The 17,168-nt window shown below is 46.7% G+C and carries 15 protein-coding genes; 13 read left to right on the forward strand and 2 right to left on the reverse strand.

The window, feature by feature from the left end:
• Positions 1-395: 395 nt before the first annotated feature.
• The 12 genes from MUB35_RS10910 (at position 396) to MUB35_RS10965 (ending at position 13,736) form a co-directional block, all read left to right on the forward strand.
• Positions 396-599, forward strand: coding sequence for an excisionase (locus tag MUB35_RS10910; RefSeq protein ID WP_004613735.1), 204 nt, complete (start codon positions 396-398; stop codon positions 597-599).
• A 77-nt stretch (positions 600-676) separates the two neighbouring features.
• Complete coding sequence (locus MUB35_RS10915; RefSeq protein WP_009271880.1) at positions 677-1,867, forward strand: site-specific integrase; 1,191 nt, start codon at positions 677-679, stop codon at positions 1,865-1,867.
• A gap of 217 nt (positions 1,868-2,084) precedes the next feature.
• Positions 2,085-2,549 (forward strand): PucR family transcriptional regulator, encoded by a 465-nt coding sequence (locus MUB35_RS30655; RefSeq protein ID WP_244806200.1) that lies wholly within the window; start codon positions 2,085-2,087, stop codon positions 2,547-2,549.
• 151 nt (positions 2,550-2,700) lie between these two features.
• Positions 2,701-3,462: an SDR family NAD(P)-dependent oxidoreductase gene (locus tag MUB35_RS10925; protein WP_244806201.1), complete on the forward strand. Its 762-nt coding sequence runs from the start codon at positions 2,701-2,703 to the stop codon at positions 3,460-3,462.
• A gap of 39 nt (positions 3,463-3,501) precedes the next feature.
• A complete protein-coding gene (locus MUB35_RS10930; RefSeq protein WP_227210002.1) occupies positions 3,502-4,689 on the forward strand; it encodes an MFS transporter in 1,188 nt (395 codons plus the stop codon).
• Positions 4,690-4,701: 12 nt separating this feature from the next.
• Positions 4,702-5,214: a 4Fe-4S dicluster domain-containing protein gene (locus tag MUB35_RS10935; RefSeq protein ID WP_227210001.1), complete on the forward strand. Its 513-nt coding sequence runs from the start codon at positions 4,702-4,704 to the stop codon at positions 5,212-5,214.
• A 13-nt stretch (positions 5,215-5,227) separates the two neighbouring features.
• Complete coding sequence (locus MUB35_RS10940) at positions 5,228-7,312, forward strand: aldehyde ferredoxin oxidoreductase N-terminal domain-containing protein (protein WP_244806202.1); 2,085 nt, start codon at positions 5,228-5,230, stop codon at positions 7,310-7,312.
• A gap of 642 nt (positions 7,313-7,954) precedes the next feature.
• Positions 7,955-9,637, forward strand: a complete 1,683-nt coding sequence (locus MUB35_RS10945) for an ABC transporter substrate-binding protein (protein WP_033142761.1) — start codon at positions 7,955-7,957, stop codon at positions 9,635-9,637.
• 213 nt (positions 9,638-9,850) lie between these two features.
• Positions 9,851-10,867, forward strand: a complete 1,017-nt coding sequence (locus MUB35_RS10950) for an ABC transporter permease (RefSeq protein ID WP_033142762.1) — start codon at positions 9,851-9,853, stop codon at positions 10,865-10,867.
• Between the two features lie 5 nt (positions 10,868-10,872).
• Positions 10,873-11,763: an ABC transporter permease gene (locus MUB35_RS10955; protein WP_033142763.1), complete on the forward strand. Its 891-nt coding sequence runs from the start codon at positions 10,873-10,875 to the stop codon at positions 11,761-11,763.
• 13 nt (positions 11,764-11,776) lie between these two features.
• Positions 11,777-12,751 carry an ABC transporter ATP-binding protein gene (locus MUB35_RS10960; protein WP_033142764.1) on the forward strand — a complete coding sequence of 325 codons (975 nt, stop codon included), beginning with the start codon at positions 11,777-11,779 and terminating at the stop codon, positions 12,749-12,751.
• Position 12,752: 1 nt separating this feature from the next.
• Positions 12,753-13,736 carry an ABC transporter ATP-binding protein gene (locus tag MUB35_RS10965; protein WP_054352864.1) on the forward strand — a complete coding sequence of 328 codons (984 nt, stop codon included), beginning with the start codon at positions 12,753-12,755 and terminating at the stop codon, positions 13,734-13,736.
• 86 nt (positions 13,737-13,822) lie between these two features.
• Here MUB35_RS10965 and MUB35_RS10970 read toward each other — a convergent pair whose 3' ends face one another.
• Together MUB35_RS10970 and srtB are read right to left on the reverse strand one after the other, a co-directional pair.
• Positions 13,823-14,542, reverse strand: a complete 720-nt coding sequence (locus tag MUB35_RS10970; RefSeq protein WP_033142766.1) for a hypothetical protein — start codon at positions 14,540-14,542, stop codon at positions 13,823-13,825.
• Positions 14,543-14,617: 75 nt separating this feature from the next.
• Positions 14,618-15,493: a class B sortase gene (gene srtB, locus MUB35_RS10975; RefSeq protein WP_244806203.1), complete on the reverse strand. Its 876-nt coding sequence runs from the start codon at positions 15,491-15,493 to the stop codon at positions 14,618-14,620.
• Between the two features lie 160 nt (positions 15,494-15,653).
• On the opposite strand from srtB, the gene MUB35_RS10980 reads away from it, so the two are divergent.
• Positions 15,654-17,105, forward strand: a complete 1,452-nt coding sequence (locus MUB35_RS10980) for an O-antigen ligase family protein (RefSeq protein ID WP_244806204.1) — start codon at positions 15,654-15,656, stop codon at positions 17,103-17,105.
• Positions 17,106-17,168 lie beyond the last annotated feature (63 nt).

A 17,168-nucleotide genomic window follows, 5' to 3' on the forward strand; every position in this document is an offset into this window, starting at 1 on the left:
GTGCAATCAAACTTAATCCTGCCTAAGACTATTGTAAGGCAAAAAGAGAAGTGAAAAAAGTAGTGGAGTCAGTATCCTATTTTCATTATAGGCTGAGATAAGCTTTCATGATTCGTTGACAACTGAATAAAGCAGACAGATACGTTTGTGAGATAGCGAGCCACGGGGACTGTACGCCACGACCTTTTCAAAAGAAAGCGAGCGACCCACGCAGTGATCCGAGAGCGACTGTTGGAAAAGTCGTTTTGCCACGACCTATCCTCACAGAATAATGATACGTCCGCATGGTGCGGTTCTGCCCACAAGAATGGGAATAGTTGAGATACTAACGGAGCTTTCCAAAGCCGTCTGCCTGCTTGTAAAAAATGACACACAGTAAAGGGGGTGCATAGATTATGAACAATACTGATGTGCCTATCTGGGAAAAATATACGCTGACGATTGAAGAAGCGTCCAAATACTTCCGCATTGGCGAAAAGAAATTGCGTAAATTAGCCGAAGAAAATATTGACGCTGGCTGGGTTATCGTGAACGGTAACCGTATTCAGATTAAGCGAAAACAATTTGAAAAAATCATAGATACATTGGACGAAATCTAATGTCATTGAGCCGTAGATATGGTATAATAAATATAGCGTATCACGGCTCATTCCATGACGGAAAGGAGCTTTACACTATGTCTAATGTAAAACGAAAAGACGGTAAAAATCGCAATTTGCGTAATGGAGAGAGCCAGCGAAAAGACGGAAGATACGTTTATAAATATACCGATATATACGGAAAGCCACAATTTGTCTATTCTTGGAAACTTGTACCGACAGACAAGACACCTGCTGGAAAGCGTGATGATATATCGTTGAGGGAAAAAGAAGCACAGATAAAAAAAGACCTTAACGACGGTATCGACACAGTCGGCGGTAAAATGACAGTCTGCCAGCTCTACGACAAGAAGAACAGCCAAAGAAAGAACATCAAAAGGGCTACTGAAAAAGGACGACAGTATCTTATGAACGCTCTGAAAAACGACCCGTTGGGTATGAGGGCGATTGATACTGTGAAGCAATCGGACGCTAAAGAATGGGCTATCAGAATGAGTGAAAAAGGATATGCCTATAAAACGATTGATAACTATAAGCGTTCCTTGAAAGCGTCATTTTACATGGCGATACAAGACGACTGTATCAGAAAGAACCCGTTTGAATTTAAGCTAAGTGATGTTCTGGAAGATGATACGGAGCAGAAAGTTATCCTTACACCAGAGCAGGAAGAACGCCTGCTTGCCTTTATGGAAAAGGACAAGATTTACAGCAAGTATTATGATGAGGTTGTGCTTCTGCTGGAAACGGGACTTCGTATTTCTGAATTTTGCGGACTGACGACGCATATTGATATGCAGAACAGAATACTCAATATAGACCACCAGCTATTGAAAGATAGCGAAATAGGCTACTATATTGAAACACCAAAGACCAAAAACGGAAAACGGGAACTTCCATTGACAGAACGGGCTTATCAAGCAATCCAAAGAATACTAAAGAGCAGAGGAAAAGCACAACCGCTGATTGTAGGTGGTTACAGCAATTTCCTATTCTTAAACCGTGAGGGCTTGCCTAAAGTTGCAGGAAACTATGAGGGTATGGTGCGAGGATTGATTAAGAAATATAACAAGTATCACACGGATAAGTTACCGAACATCACACCACATTCATTCAGGCATACTTATTGTACGAATATGGCAAATAGAGGAATGAACCCAAACACCCTGCAATATCTCATGGGACACGCTAACATAACCATGACACTTGGCTATTACGCACACGGTACATTTCAATCTGCAAAAGCGGAACTGGAAAGACTGGCTTGTTAATATCGGAGCTTATATTTACTACTCATTTACTACTTTTGGTTGCATTTTCATGCTGGTAAATGCCAGCTTATGCAAGGTATCTTCCAAAAAGAAAATACCGATAAAGCCCTAAAATACGGGATATATCGGCATTTACCAACTTATGAAAAGATAATCAGAAATTTAGTAAGTTTTTAATGAGAAAAAAACAGAAAATTTTGAAGAAAAGCTGGTATTGGTGAAAGAAAAATTGGTCAAATATAAATTGAATTCCAGTGTCAGTTACCGTTTCCCTGATATTATAAATATTTATGAACAGGCGTATTTGACAACAGCGGCCATCAGACTGGGGACCAGAATCGACCGTGAAAAATATTTTTATCCCTATAGCAAATACAGAATTATTCATATAATGGACATTCTCGCAGAAAAGATCGATTTAAAACTTCTGTGCAATCCGGAAATCCTGCATCTGCACGAGAATGATAAAGATGGTATCCTGATGCAGAGTTTTTATGTATATATGAAAGAAAACATGAGTTTATCAAAAGCGGCGGAAATTCTAAATATACATAAAAGCACATTGGGTTACCGTCTGTTGAAAGTGGAGAGAATGGTGACGTTAAATCTGAATGACTCGGATGTACGGCAGTCAATTTTATTATCCTGTGAAATCCTGCAATATCTGAATACCTATAAATAATTAATTTCAAAAGAGCTTCATCCGGTGAGGGTGGAGCTCTTTCGTGTTCGCAAGCGGAAAAATCCGCTGAATTTTCATGTTTTCAGATGGATTACTTTTTAACAGCAGATTGATAAAATGTGCGTATATAAAAAACGGGAGGTAATTCATTATGGGACGTATGGAAAACAAAATCGCAGTGGTTACAGGAGCTACATCAGGAATCGGGGAAGCAGTTGCGCTTATGTATGCAAAGGAAGGGGCAGATATTGTAGCTGTCGGCCGTAATGAGAAAAAAGGACAGGAGGTTGTTGATAAGATCACAGCAATGGGGCGTGAAGCCATTTTTGTAAGGTGTGACCTGAGGAAAAAGGAAGATATCTGTGCGCTGAAAAAGGCCGCCATGGATAAGTTTCAGAGGGTAGATGTGTTGTTCAATGCAGCAGGTGTCTTAGTACATAAACCCTTTTTGGAGCAGAACGATGAAGATTTTAATCTGATCATGGAAACGAATTACAGAGCCTATGTGTGGATGATGCAGGCATTTATTCCTGAAATGGAAAAGGCAGGGAAGGGGTCTGTCATCAATGTGGCCTCAATTTCTTCCATATGGCCGGAACTGAATTCCTATTTTTACGGGGCAATGAAAGCAGCAGTGACAAATATTTCCAGAAATGTGGCAAAAGAGTATGCCAGAAAAGGTATCCGCATAAACTGCATTCTTCCGGGTCCGATCAACACAAATATGACGCCGGCTGATGTGAAAAACAACAAAGAGGTACAGCAGGAGATGATCAACACCGTATGTATGCTGGGACGTTTGGGAGTACCGGACGATATCGCGTACGCAGCCGTATATCTGGGGTCAGATGAGTCCTCCTTCGTGACTGCCACAGAGATGGTAGTGGACGGAGGTGTATGCATCAGCAACTAGTTTCAGGCATAAATCAAGAGCTTGGGAAAGGGAGAAAAAATGAGGAAGAAAAAAGGCTCCTATGGAAAAATCGTGGTTATTATTTTGTTTACAGCTTTAGTCCTGGGAAATTATTTCCAGTACCAGCTTTCACCTCTGGGACCGGTGCTTATGGAGGATATGGGACTTTCCTCCAGCCAATTTTCCAGTGTGTTTTCATCCCCGATGATTCCCGCAATTTTTCTGGGAATCATAGCAGGGATGCTTTCTGATAAATATGGTGTGAAGCGGGTAGCCGCCATAGGCCTGGCTGTGACCGCTTTGGGACTGTGTCTCAGGCCTTTTGCTGCAGGATATGCTTCCATGATGGGCACTATGATCTTGGGAGGTATCGGGGTTACATTTTTAAATGTCAATATGTCAAAAATCATCGGCGGCTGGTATCCTCCGGAAAAGGTGGGATCTATGGTGGGAATCGCCATGGTGGGCAGTACCCTGGGAATGACAGTGGGCACAGCCACTACGGCCATGATGCCTTCCTATACTTTTGCGTTTGCAGTTTCGGGAATTGCTGCTGTTGTGGTTTTTGTATTATGGATACTGTTTATGAAAGACGGTGAGAGCGGACAAAAGTCTCAGGAGTCACCCCTGGAAAGTCTGAAAGTAGTATTAAAAAGCAGGAATATCTGGCTGGTGGGACTTTGTCTAATGTGTGTGCTGGGATGTAACGTAGCTGTCAGCGCGTTTCTTCCCACAGCACTCCAAAGCAGGGGAATCAGTGCAGGAACATCCGGTATTATGGCGTCTGTCCTGACTGTGGGCAGTTTACTGGGAAGCCTTTTGGGACCTGCAGTCTGCGGCAGGATGCCGTCCATGAAAGGATTCCTCATTGGGCTGGGCGTGATTGCCGGAGTGTGTGCCGCTTTCGGTTGGATGGGGGCGCCGCCTCTTATTGTGGTATCTTTACTTTTGGCAGGCTTTTGTATTGGAACTTTGATACCGTTATACATGTCCTTTCCCATGCTGCTTCCGGAAATCGGGCCGCAATATGCAGGAAGTGCCGGCGGCGCGATCACAACCCTGGAGCTTTTAGGAGCGGTAATTATTCCTACATATATCATCACACCCATTGCGGGAGAAAATTTTTCCCTGATGTTCCTGCTTGCTGGTGGATGTATGATTCTGATGAGCATACTGGTGATTTTCCTGCCTGAACTTCAGAAAAATAAAAGTTCGGTCAATTCTTAAAAGAGAGAGAGGATGAAGATGAAAGAAAATCGTTTGGCGGAGCCATATGGGGAGCATGTTGTCCAATATTCTCCCGAATATTCTTTATGTGCCGGCTGTACATCCTGCGAAATCATATGCAGTCTGGTCCATGACGGTCTGGTAAGTCCTAGTTACAGCCGTATATCCCTGATCCGCGGAGGCACCAGGAATATGGTGTGCCATATTGCATCCTGTCAGCACTGTACAGACCATCCCTGCTATGATGCCTGTCCAAAAAAAGATGAGGCTATGTGCTTAGATGATAAGGGTATAGCCTATATAAGGGAGGAAAATTGTATTGGATGCGGAAAATGTATAAAAGCATGTCGTTTTGATCCTCCCAGGATTCATATGGCAAAGAACAGCAGCCGTAAGAAATGGAAGGCGAAAAAGTGTGACTTATGCCGTACCAGGCCGGAGGGACCTGCCTGTGTTCAGTATTGTCCGGTACGCTGCCTTGGTGTGAGTAAAGATACAGGCAGTGAAATCAGAAATCCAAAATAGGAGGAGAAGGAAAATGCCGAATTATACAGCAGATGATATCTTAAATAATCCTCTGAATATACACAGACTGGGAGGCTATGTGGGGAAAATCCTGCGCATCAACCTGACGGAGCAGAAGACGGAGATTATATCTACCTACGAATATGTTCCAAAGTATTTAGGGGGAAGAGCACTGTGTAATAAGATATTCTGGGATGAGGTGAAGCCGGGAACAAAAGCTTTTGACCCGGAAAATAAGCTGATCTACATGACAGGGGCAACTACAGGAACCGGTATCCCCACAGGGGGAAGGACAGAGATGACAGGGATAGCGGCCAACAACTATCCGGAACAATATTCTTTCAGCGGTATCGGGGGATGGTTTGGAGCTGAATTGAAATTCGCGGGATATGACGGATTTATCCTTGAGGGCAAGGCTCAGGAGCCGGTGTATATTGCCATAGATGACGATAAAGTGGAATTTCTTTCCGCAAGAAACCTGTGGGGGAAAAAAGTCCATGATTCCCAGAAATGGCTGGAGACAACCCACGGCAAAGAATTTAAGAGTATGGTGATAGGTCCTGCCGGTGAGAATCTGGTCCGCAACGCCTCCATTACCACAAGCAATGATAATGTCATGGCTAAAAGCGGTTTCGGTGCTGTGTGGGGATCCAAGAATCTGAAGGCTGTAACCTGTCATGGAACAGGGGTAGTAGCTGTTGCCAATGTGGAAAAGGTACTAAAACTGCGGATGCGTATGGGCAGTCCCTATATGCGTCCGTCACCGGTACTTCAAAAGGAGTCACAGGGACTGCCGGGTAATGAAGCGCCGGGAAAGTGGGTGAGAGGAAATGTTGCCTGTTCCCATGGATGTAACCAGCATTGTAACTGTCTGATGATGAACACGGATTCATTTTTCAGCGATGAAAAGATCAACCATATTGAAAAGTGTGTGAGTATTTTTGCCTATGGTTTTGAGACAGATGTGCCGAATACACCGGGAGCCAACTGGATGACAAAGGAAAATCATGTACTGCCCTGCAAGCTGCTGAGCCAGGAATTTCCGGAACCAGACCCTACAGATCCCTATTTTAAGGAAATCAATGAACCTATACTGCCGGATATACTGGGGTTCTGGAAACCCGATTTTGAAAAAGGAAATATGATAAATGAGTTGTGCAATGAATATGGAGTGGATAAATGGGATGTGATTGTATGGCTGCTTCCCTGGCTGTCTATGGGGAGCAGGGAAGGTGTCTTTGATGAGATTGATTTTGGAATGCCCATTGATGTGGAATCCAGGGAGTTTGTGGCATATCTAATGGATATGATCGTATACAGAAAGGGTTACTACGGAAATCTTTTGGCAGAGGGAATGGCCCGGGCGATCCGCAGGCTTGGCAAGGAGAAGTTTGGGGATACCATCTATCACGGCAGACGATCACAGATGCTCCCCGGCAATCCCCGGGTGGATCTGCCTATCAGTATGGAGACAGCATGGGGGCATAGTTTTCACTGGCAGGGCCGGGGATTTGAGGCCAGTATCACCAAAGAAACCTGGCTGGCAACCACCATTGAGCTGATGACATCCTCCAGGGATATGCAGACCATAGAGCATCATCATGATAAATATGAGAATCTGCTGGAAATCCGAAAAGACCCATACCACAGCCAGGCTCTTGTGGACAGCATCATCATGAATGAAAATAAGGGGGAGATCAAGGATGGAGTTACCTGCTGTGACTGGCAGAGTCCGGACTTGTGGTGGAACTCCATGGAAGCTGAGATGTATGAAGCGGCAACGGGATATCCCATGACAGAGGAAGAACTGAGGGATTCTGCAGTGCGTTCAAAGCTGCTGTTCCGTGCGATCCTGATTCGTAATTTTGGCCGTGACCGGGAAATGGAAGTAAATGCCGTATGGCCGGGAATCTGTATACCGGACTCCTGGGGGGAAACAGCAGACTGGGATGATTTCAACCATTTAGTAGACATGTATTACGATACCAGAGGATGGGATAGGAAGACTGCATGGCCATACAGAGATATCTGGGAGAAATATGGGCTGAAATACATTGCAGACGAGATGGAGATACTGGGAAAACTTCCGGTAAGGTAATTAACCTGCCATGAGTATTCCCTATAAAGAGAGAATCCGTGTAATGTTTGACGGGTTCTCTTTTGCATATTCTGATTATCACTTGCAAGATACCCTTATAATATCCCGGCAACTATATAGAGAAATACCTCACATGTCTTTTAATGAGAGACATTTCCCGCCAAAACATCTAAAATTACAGCGGTTTATACAAAAATGTCTTCCATAAAAAGACAAATGTACACTCGCACATCATGCATATAAAAATCTATACAGAAAAATTTGCAGGAAAAACAAAGCCAACTTGCAAATGATGAATATAAATATACATTCATCCTGAATAAAATATCATTTCTATACTTATATACAAATCAAAGCCAGATAAAACCGGTCTGCATAACCATAACAGCCCAGACCGGTCTGCGTATTTACTGCGTTCACCGCACGAAAAGGCAGTGCCGGCAGGCATCCGGCCCACGTCAAAGTGACTGTAACGGTTACGCATAATCATACAATAAATGCAGGATAAGAAATTAAAACTTGTAATTTTTCTCTATCTATAGTAAAATGGTTAGCACAGAGTTCTTTGTGTTTACCACGTCAAAGTGATGTCAAAATGACAGGACACAGGGAGCGCTGCGTGAATCAAAGGAGGGATTTTCTATGAAGAGAAAAGTAATTGCGGCTTTGCTCTGCACATCTATGGCAATCACCCTGATGGCAGGATGCGGAAGCAACAAGAAGACTGGCGCAGACAATGCCAGTGACACAACAAAAACAGAAACTGCCGGTGATGAAGGAAATGCGGATGCGGATGCAGAGACGGAAACCGGAACAACCGAGAAAAAAGCAAGCGGCGAGATGCTGACAAAATTTGCTGATGTTCCGGAAGATGTGGACAAGGAGCAGACACTGAGATATGCGCAGGGCGCCGACCCACGTGGTCTTGACCCGGCTATGATCGATGACGGTGAGTCCTCCAAACCAATCTGCCAGATGTATGAAGGCCTTCTGAAATACGGCGACAGCGATACAGAGGTAGAACCCTGCCTGGCTGAGTCATGGGAGATCAGTGAGGACGGCCTTACCTATACCTTCAAGTTAAGAGAAGGCGTAAAATTCCACGACGGAACAGATTTCAACGCGGAAGCAGTAAAATATAATGTTGACAGACAGACAGTCAATAAAACAGAGGACATGCTCTACGCTGACTTCGTATACGGTGATGTTGCAGAGTGCAACGTAGTGGATGAATATACCGTAGAGTTCAAACTCACCAAAAAATCCACACCGTTCTTAAACAACCTGGCTATGTCTCTGGGTGCACCGATGGTAAGCCCAACCGCATGTGACGCGGCAAACGGAAACTTAAATGAAGCTCCGTGCGGAACAGGCCCTTACAAATTCGTAAGATGGGATAAGAACGAAGCAGTTGTTATGGAAAGAAACGAAGACTACTGGGGTGACAAGGGAGTTGCAAAAGAGATCATCTTCTCAACCATTCCCGATAACTCCGCACGTGTAGTTGCCCTGACAAACGGGGAAGTAGATATCATCGACGGTATCGACGCTACTGTAGTTGACCAGATCACATCTGCAGGCTGTCTGTTATACCAGGCAGAAGGTATGAATATCAACTATATGGCATATAACACACAGAAAGTGACAGACCCTGATGTGAGAAAAGCATTATCTGAGGCAGTAAATATTCCGGAACTGGTTGATAGCCTTTACAAGGGATACGCTTCCCAGGCTACCAGCATTCTTCCCACCTTTATGCCGGGCTACAGCGCAGATGTAAAACAGACAGCATACAACCCGGATGACGCTAAGAAGATTCTGGAAGAAAAGGGCATCACGGAACTGAAGATGATGGCTTATACAAACCCGAGACCTTACAATACTGCAACAGGCCAGACATTGGCAGAGGCTCTGCAGGGATACTTTGACAAGGTAGGCGTAAAAGTTTCCATTGATTCCTATGACTGGACAACATACAAAGAGAAGCTGGGCGCAGGCGATTATGACATGTGCCTGTACGGCTGGATCGGTGACAATGGTGACCCGGATAACTTTATGTATCTGTTAGCTCATGAGGACCCGGAGATGAACGTTGCCCTGTACCGCAATGAGGAGTACAATACCATGCTTTCCGAAGCAGCCTCCATGGAAAACGGTGACGACAGAAATGCAGCATATGCCAAGATGGAACAGAAGATCGCAGACGAGAATATCTGGCTGCCGATTTCCCATCAGCAGAACCTGTCAGGCTATGTATCTAATGTACAGAACTTCATCGCACATCCGACAGGAAATGTTTTCTTGAGCAAGACATATAAGAACTAATCAGGTAAAACGGGATTGCATAAGGGCAGAGAAATCTGCCCTTATATGCGGTCTAAAAGCTTGTTTTACCGGGGAACAGTTCATCTCTGAAAGGGCTCTGCAGGATAAACCCCTTGAGAAATGAATTGTTCCGGAGGAATTCAGCAAAACAGCGGCGGGCGGAGACAAATTACCGAGCGCAGATTGAAACAAAAGAAAAAGAGAGGTCAAGACATGTTTAAGTACATAATTAAACGGCTTTTACAGCTCATACCCGTTCTCTTCGGTGTATCCCTGATTGTGTTCTTTCTTATGCGTGTATGCGCACCGGACCCGGCGCCTATCGTTCTGGGTCAGCACGCAACCAGGGAGAGCATGGAGGAATGGCGTGAAGCCAATGGGCTGAATGAACCTGTGGTCACACAGTATGTTGATTTTATCAAAGGAGCAGTCACCGGTGATCTGGGAACTTCCTATTATACAAAAGCACCTGTGACAAAAGAGATTGCCAGCCGTTTTCCGGCAACAGTGGAGCTGGCTATTATAGCGATCATCCTGGCAGCTATTTTCGGTATTATTATCGGCGTGGTGTCTTCTGTGAAGAAGAACTCCATATTTGATAACGGAGGTATGCTGCTGTCCCTGGTCGGTGTATCGGTGCCTATTTTCTGGCTCGGAATCATGCTGATCATCCTGTTTTCCGGCATCCTTCACTGGCTGCCTTCCAGCGGACGTATTGACCCGTCTCTGCGCCCGGACACAGTGACAGGTTTTATGATCATTGACAGTATCATCCAGGGAGATACGGTAGCTTTGAAGGACGCTGTCGTACATATGGTACTTCCGGCAGTGACCCTGAGTCTGTATTCCATGGCCATCATTGCCCGTATGACACGTTCCAGTATGCTGGAGACCCTGAACCAGGATTATATCCGTACAGCCAGGGCAAAAGGTATCAGCGAAGGCAAGGTGACAAGAAAACATGCGCTGAGAAATGCAATGCTTCCCGTCACCACCGTTATCGGTCTGCAGCTCGGCTCTCTTTTAGGAGGTGCTGTGCTGACAGAATCTGTGTACGCATGGCCGGGTATCGGCAACTACACAGTACAGTGTATTATGAAATCGGATTTCCCGGTGGTGCAGGGCGTGGTTCTGCTCATTGCAGTGATATTCGTGCTGATGAATCTTATTGTGGATGTGATCTATGCGTTTCTGGATCCGCGTATTAAGTTTGAGAAGAAGGAGGTGTAACCGTCATGCGGAAAAAACAACAGGTACAGACAACAGGGGAGGCACTGGAAAAACCGGAATCCCAAATCCGCGTGATGTGGGACACCCTGAAAAAGAACAAAGCAGCAGTGGCAGGCCTTGTAGTGATTCTGTTTTTCCTATTTTTAGCTGTTATGGGAGACTGGCTGGCTCCCTATGACCCGGAATACTCTGATATGGGGCACACATTTGTGGCACCCTGCAGGGATTACTATTTCGGAACAGACCAGCTTGGACGTGATATCTTTTCACGTGTGCTTTCGGGTACGAAGATTTCTCTTTTTGTAGGTGTGGCTGCTGTGGCTTATTCCCTGCTGATCGGGACCGTGCTTGGCTCAGTGGCAGGCTATTTCGGAGGGAAGGTGGACTCCTTTATCATGAGATGTATGGACATCATGCTCTCAATTCCATCCATTCTTCTGGCCATCACCTTGATGGCAGCCCTTGGCAAAGGACTTGACAAGGCCATCATTGCCATCGGTACGGTATCCATTCCGGAGTACGCACGTATTGTGCGAAGCTCCATTTTGTCTGTCAAGGAAAATGATTATGTGGCGGCAGCCAAGGTTGTGGGAAACTCTGACAGGAGGATCATTTTCCACCACATCCTTCCTAACGTGGTCAGCTCCATTGTGGTAAGGGCAACCCTGGGTATCTCCACTGCCATTCTGGATACGGCAGCTCTTGGATTTTTAGGTATGGGCGTGCAGCCTCCCATGGCAGAGTGGGGAGATATGCTGGGGCGTGCGAGAACTTATATATTCTCCGCTCCCTACACACTGATTTTCCCGGGTCTTGCCATTACCCTGGCAGTGCTGGCATTCAACCTGTTTGGTGACGGCCTGCGGGACGCGCTGGACCCGAAAGAACGAGTATAAGGAGGACCGTATCATGTTGTTGGAAGTAAAAGATCTGGAGACAGAATTTAAAGTAAAAAGAGGTACGGTCAAGGCGGTAAACGGTGTCAGCTTTGAAGTGGACAAGGGAGAGATCCTGGCAGTTGTGGGAGAGTCCGGTTCCGGAAAAAGTGTTACCTCCCTCTCCGTTATGGGCCTGATCCGTGATCCGGGCCGTGTGGCAGGGGGAGAGATCCTGTTTAACGGTGAGAACCTGTTAAAGAAGAGCACAAAGGAGATGCAGGCTGTCCGCGGGGACAAGATCTCCATGATCTTCCAGGAGCCAATGACCTCCTTAAACCCGGTGTACAGAGTAAAAGACCAGATCATGGAGACAATTCTGACCCACACCACCATGAACAAAAAGGAGGCTCTTAAAAGAGCCATTGAAATGCTGGATCTGGTAGGGATTCCTGCGCCGGAACAGCGCGTGAACGACTATCCCCATCAGATGTCAGGAGGTATGCGCCAGCGTGTCATGATCGCCATGGCACTGGCCTGTGACCCGGAGCTGCTGATCGCGGATGAGCCTACAACAGCCCTTGACGTGACCATCCAGGCACAGATCCTGGATCTGATCAACCGGCTGAGGGAAAAGCTGGGTATGGCAGTGCTGCTGATCACCCATGATCTGGGTGTTGTGGCTGAGACTGCAGACAAAGTAGTGGTTATGTACTGCGGCCGTGTAGTGGAGCAGGCAACTGTGGAGCAGCTTTTCACGAAACCTCTGCACCCCTATACACAGGGGCTTCTGGATTCCATCCCGAAAATGGATGAGGACAGAGAGCGGCTTTATATGATCAAAGGTATCGTACCGGATCCCATCCATCTGCCAAAGGGATGTTCCTTTGCAGACCGCTGTGACAAATGCATGGAAAAGTGTAGAGAGCATATGCCGAAGCTGTCCGTCACAGAGGATGGAAGAAAAGTAAGATGCTTCCTGGTAAGCGACGAAGTGGAGGGTGAGTAAGATGAGTGAAGAGAAGAAAGAAGTCCTTTTGGAGGTAAAACACCTGAAAAAGTATTTCGATGTGGAGACAAATTTCTTCGGAAAACCCACCGCTGTTTTAAAAGCTGTGGACGATGTATCATTTAAAATATATAAAGGTGAGGCCCTGGGCCTGGTAGGAGAGTCCGGCTGCGGCAAATCCACCATCGGCAAAATGCTGGTGGATCTGTACAAACCAACCGCCGGTGAGATCCTGTACGACGGAAAGGATATCTCCAAGCTCTCCACAAAGGAGAGGCGGAAATACTGTAAGGATATTCAGCTCATTTTCCAGGACCCCTATGCATCCTTAAATCCCCGTATGACAGTGGGGGATATTATCGGAGAGCCGATCCGCATCAACAAACTGATGCCGGATGACCAGGTGGAGGACAGGGTTACATATCTCATGAACTGTGTAGGCCTTGCAAACCACCAGAGAAACCGTTATCCCCATGAGTTCTCAGGCGGACAGAGGCAGAGGGTGGGCATTGCCCGTGCGCTGGCTGTACAGCCCAAGCTGATCGTCTGTGATGAGCCGGTATCCGCGCTGGACGTATCCATTCAGGCACAGGTACTGAACCTGCTGGATGACTTAAAGGAGGAGTTCGGCCTTACCTATCTGTTCATCGCCCACGGACTGAATGTGGTGAAACACATCAGCGACCGGGTTGGCGTTATGTACCTGGGCAAGCTGATGGAGGTGGCAGATAAGCGTGAGATCTATGATAACCCGCTGAACCCTTACACACAGGCACTGCTGTCAGCCATCCCCTCCACGGATATTACAAAGAAAAAAGAGAGGATCATCCTGACAGGAGATGTTCCCACACCCATAAATCCTCCGGCAGGCTGCCGCTTCTGTTCCCGCTGCTTTAAGAAGACAGAAGGGTGCGATACGGTGATCCCGGAATTAAAGGATAATGGAAACGGACATATGGTCGCCTGTCATCTCTATGACAAATAATAAAATCCTTCCTATAAATACAGAGACAGCCCCGGCGGATTCGCTGCCGGGGCTGTCTCTGTATTTTATAAGAAGGATTTTGTCAATCAGGCTTTTTTACCCTTTTTGGAAACTGCGGTCATTACGCCAAGTGCTGCTGCAGAGAGGAGCATGATCATGGTGTAGTCCTCGTTTCCTGTCTTCGGGGATTTTTTGGCAGCAGTGGTTGTCTTCTTTGTTTTGGCTGCTGTTGTTTTGGCCGGAGTTTTTTCTGCTTTTGCAACCTGTACCACAATACCGATTGGAGAAAGGCTTGTGAAGGTGGCTGTCACGGTTCCGTTGCCCACACTGTCCGGCTTAATATATTCAATTTCTCCGGTCAGGTTTCCGTCCGCATCTGTGAGATAATGAACCACGGTCACGGTATCACCTGGTTTTACACCGTCAACTTTAAAGGTCAGAGTAACTTTGCCGCTGTATTCTTCGCCGGCTGCAGTTGCAACGCCTACTTCATATAAGCCGACCAGCTTTCCGGGAGCTTTGCTTGTGTCGATCTGTTTCGATAACTCTTTTACCACATCTTCATCCACTTTGTTGTAATCCAGGGCGATGGTGACAAGAGAAGTGCCGTTTTCCCCCACAGCAGATACTTTGTCAGTTGCAGCCTTTTTGAGGAACTCTTCTTCCTCCGGTGTCAGGCCGTCATCATCAGGGTCTTCTTTTGATACATCCCCTCCGCTGGCAACAGGCGCGGCGTAAGCGGTCATGGCGGTTGCCATGGTCAGCACTGCTGCAGTCACTACAGCCAATAACTTTTTCATCTTCATCTTTTTAAATCTCCTTTCAAAGTAGAAATATTATATAAAGCCGTGCTGCTTTATATTCCCCCTGACGGCTGTGTCTCAGTAATCCTCGCTGGAAGTGAGCACTGCCTGTACAATAAAACGCCTGTCATTTTGTCCTCCGTTTTCGCATGTAGACAGGGTAATGATCTTATCCGCAGAAGTTACCTGTACATCTTTTCGCAGATGCTGTTTCGGCATGGTACCGCTCTTTATATTGTCCAGATAGGACTGGAATAAAGCGGTATCCCCGTTCATGCTGGGTTCCCCCAGAATATGGCTGTCATCAATCTGTCCGCAGTTAAAGACAGTATATGTAAGCAGTTTATAATCTTTTGTATAGATAAGAATCGTGGGATGCGTATAAAAATAAGCCTGATCTTCATACTGATGGAGAGAGCCGAACATGGACTGATCTCGCTGGTTATGTCCATAGAGAATGGTGTTGGAATCACTCATGTCCAGGCTGTTGATGCTCTCAATGAAAATGGCGCCGGGCTGTACCTGATTACCTGCCGGGTCGTGGTTGAGATAGTAGGTATCGTCTGACGGATGGCATAGGAGCGGATAGTCTATGACGGTATCGGGAATGGTGATCCAGGCAAAGATATCTTCATTCTGTTCTCTCAGCCCTTCAAAATCTATGGGGAAGGATTTCCTTTTCTTTTCTTTTTCAAGAGCTGCCTGCCTTGCGGCTTCCTCCTCCGCAGCTTTTTTAGCCCGCTGTGCTTCTTCCTCTTCCTGCCGTTTCATTTCCTCTTCTGCTTTTTTGTCCTCTTCCTCCTGCTGCTTTCGTGCCAGTTCCTGCAGCCGTTCATATTCCTTCTGCGCTTTTGCGTCCTGAACCTTTGTGTTCACAAAAGCACAGGTGCTGATCACAAATATAGCTGCGATCACCAGAAATAAAATACGGAACCATTTGCTGTTTCTGTTCATGCTTTCTGTGCCCCCATATATTTGTTGGTATTGCACTTATAAATATCATTATACCATGATATGAAAATAAGTAAAGGAAGAAATGGTTAAAATGACGAATAATCTTTCTTGTTTTCGCTTTTTTTGATATAATATATCTAAATGTTGTGGGAGGAAGACTATGAGCGAACTTTGCGAAAAAGGAAGAAAGGTTTACATCTGTCTGGTGGCGGGCGTGTTTCCGCTGTTCTTTACAGATTATTATTATAATATACAGAAGTCAAAAAGCTGTTTTTTTATTGCGGTTACCATTGCCGCGGCCGTTTTTTGGTGTGTGACAGCGTTTATGGGGCAAAGAGGAAACCGGAAGGCGGAGACGGCGGATATCTGCTTCTTGTCTCTGGGGGCAGCGGTGCTGGTATCCTCGGTCCTGTCTCCTTACGGGATGGCATCCTTTACGGGAAGCGGAGGGAGATGGGCGGGAGCCCTGCTGTATGTGTGTATGTGCCTGTGTTATCTGCTGGTATCAAGGAACTGCTGCGACCTATCCTTCTTTTCCCTTATATTCTATACCATCGGGGCAGTGACCGCAGCGGTAGGGATTCTGCACTTTGCGGGCGTGGATTTCTGGGGGTTTCTGGAACACGTTCCTGAGGGGCTTACAGGAGCCTATCTTTCCACCATTGGGTACAGCAACATTTTTTCCGGGTTCTGCGCACTGCTGGCGGTTTCCGCTATGGCGGGATTCTGCCTGGGCGGGGAGCGGGAGGTTCTGGCTGTCTGTTTTATAGGATTTCTGGGATTGTTCGCAGGAAACAGTGACGGGGGCTTTCTGGGAGTTTTCGCCGGATTCCTTTTCCTGCCCGCAGCCTTTTACAAAAGTAAGATATATCTGTACAGGATCACACAGACAGGGGCTGCCTTTTCTGCGGCCTGCTTTGCAGCCTGGCTTCTGGGGAAAAAGGCAGTCTGCAGCTATACGGCACTGCCCGGATACCTGGCATCCTGGCAGACAGCGGCAGCGGGACTGGTGTTATCTGCCTGTCTGTACGCGGCAGTGAGATGGGGCCTGAAAGAGGATTGGTGGAAACAGGCGGCAGCCGGAGTGCACCGTTATTATATGCTTTGCCTGGGCGGGGTGGCGGCGATAGGGGTACTTGCTTTCGGGCTGGTGAACGCAGGGGTGCTGCGGGGACCGGGTTTTCTTCGGGTCACGGACTTTTGGGGCAGTAATCGGGGATATATCTGGAAACGGACCTGGGAGCTTTTTTTGGAGGCGCCGCCTGTGCGGAAGCTGTTCGGATACGGACCTGATACACTGAAACTTCTCATGATGCAGACAAGCAGCGGAGAGATGGTAGAAAAGACGGGGCAGATTTACGACAGTGCTCACAATGATCTCCTGCATCTGCTCCTTACCACCGGAATCTTCGGGGCAGCCGCCTGGGCGGGGTGTTTTGCCGGTGTATGCCGCGCGGTGTGGAAAAACAGAAGAGAGGAGATATATCCCTGGCTGATTCCCTTTCTCTGTATGTTTCTCCAGGGGTTCATCGGAATCCTTCAGCCGGTGACCACACCTTTTTATTTTCTGCTGGCAGGCCTCTGCATGGGCCTGTCCCGGAAAGATGTCTGAATATTCAGGTTGCCGGGCATGCCGTGAACCGTAATATATTTGGAAGTTTATGCAACTTTAATA

This window comes from Blautia sp. NSJ-175 (assembly GCF_022867815.1).
GTDB lineage: Bacteria > Bacillota > Clostridia > Lachnospirales > Lachnospiraceae > Blautia > Blautia celeris.

Bases quoted from the DNA above. Each gene is read 5' to 3' on its own strand.
- MUB35_RS10910 (WP_004613735.1), top strand. From the start codon at position 396: ATGAACAATACTGATGTGCCTATCTGGGAAAAATATACGCTGACGATT.
- MUB35_RS10915 (WP_009271880.1), top strand. From the start codon at position 677: ATGTCTAATGTAAAACGAAAAGACGGTAAAAATCGCAATTTGCGTAAT.
- MUB35_RS10925 (WP_244806201.1), top strand. From the start codon at position 2,701: ATGGGACGTATGGAAAACAAAATCGCAGTGGTTACAGGAGCTACATCA.
- MUB35_RS10930 (WP_227210002.1), top strand. From the start codon at position 3,502: ATGAGGAAGAAAAAAGGCTCCTATGGAAAAATCGTGGTTATTATTTTG.
- MUB35_RS10935 (WP_227210001.1), top strand. From the start codon at position 4,702: ATGAAGATGAAAGAAAATCGTTTGGCGGAGCCATATGGGGAGCATGTT.
- MUB35_RS10940 (WP_244806202.1), top strand. From the start codon at position 5,228: ATGCCGAATTATACAGCAGATGATATCTTAAATAATCCTCTGAATATA.
- MUB35_RS10945 (WP_033142761.1), top strand. From the start codon at position 7,955: ATGAAGAGAAAAGTAATTGCGGCTTTGCTCTGCACATCTATGGCAATC.
- MUB35_RS10950 (WP_033142762.1), top strand. From the start codon at position 9,851: ATGTTTAAGTACATAATTAAACGGCTTTTACAGCTCATACCCGTTCTC.
- MUB35_RS10955 (WP_033142763.1), top strand. From the start codon at position 10,873: ATGCGGAAAAAACAACAGGTACAGACAACAGGGGAGGCACTGGAAAAA.
- MUB35_RS10960 (WP_033142764.1), top strand. From the start codon at position 11,777: ATGTTGTTGGAAGTAAAAGATCTGGAGACAGAATTTAAAGTAAAAAGA.
- MUB35_RS10965 (WP_054352864.1), top strand. From the start codon at position 12,753: ATGAGTGAAGAGAAGAAAGAAGTCCTTTTGGAGGTAAAACACCTGAAA.
- MUB35_RS10970 (WP_033142766.1), bottom strand. From the start codon at position 14,542: ATGAAGATGAAAAAGTTATTGGCTGTAGTGACTGCAGCAGTGCTGACC.
- srtB (WP_244806203.1), bottom strand. From the start codon at position 15,493: ATGAACAGAAACAGCAAATGGTTCCGTATTTTATTTCTGGTGATCGCA.
- MUB35_RS10980 (WP_244806204.1), top strand. From the start codon at position 15,654: ATGAGCGAACTTTGCGAAAAAGGAAGAAAGGTTTACATCTGTCTGGTG.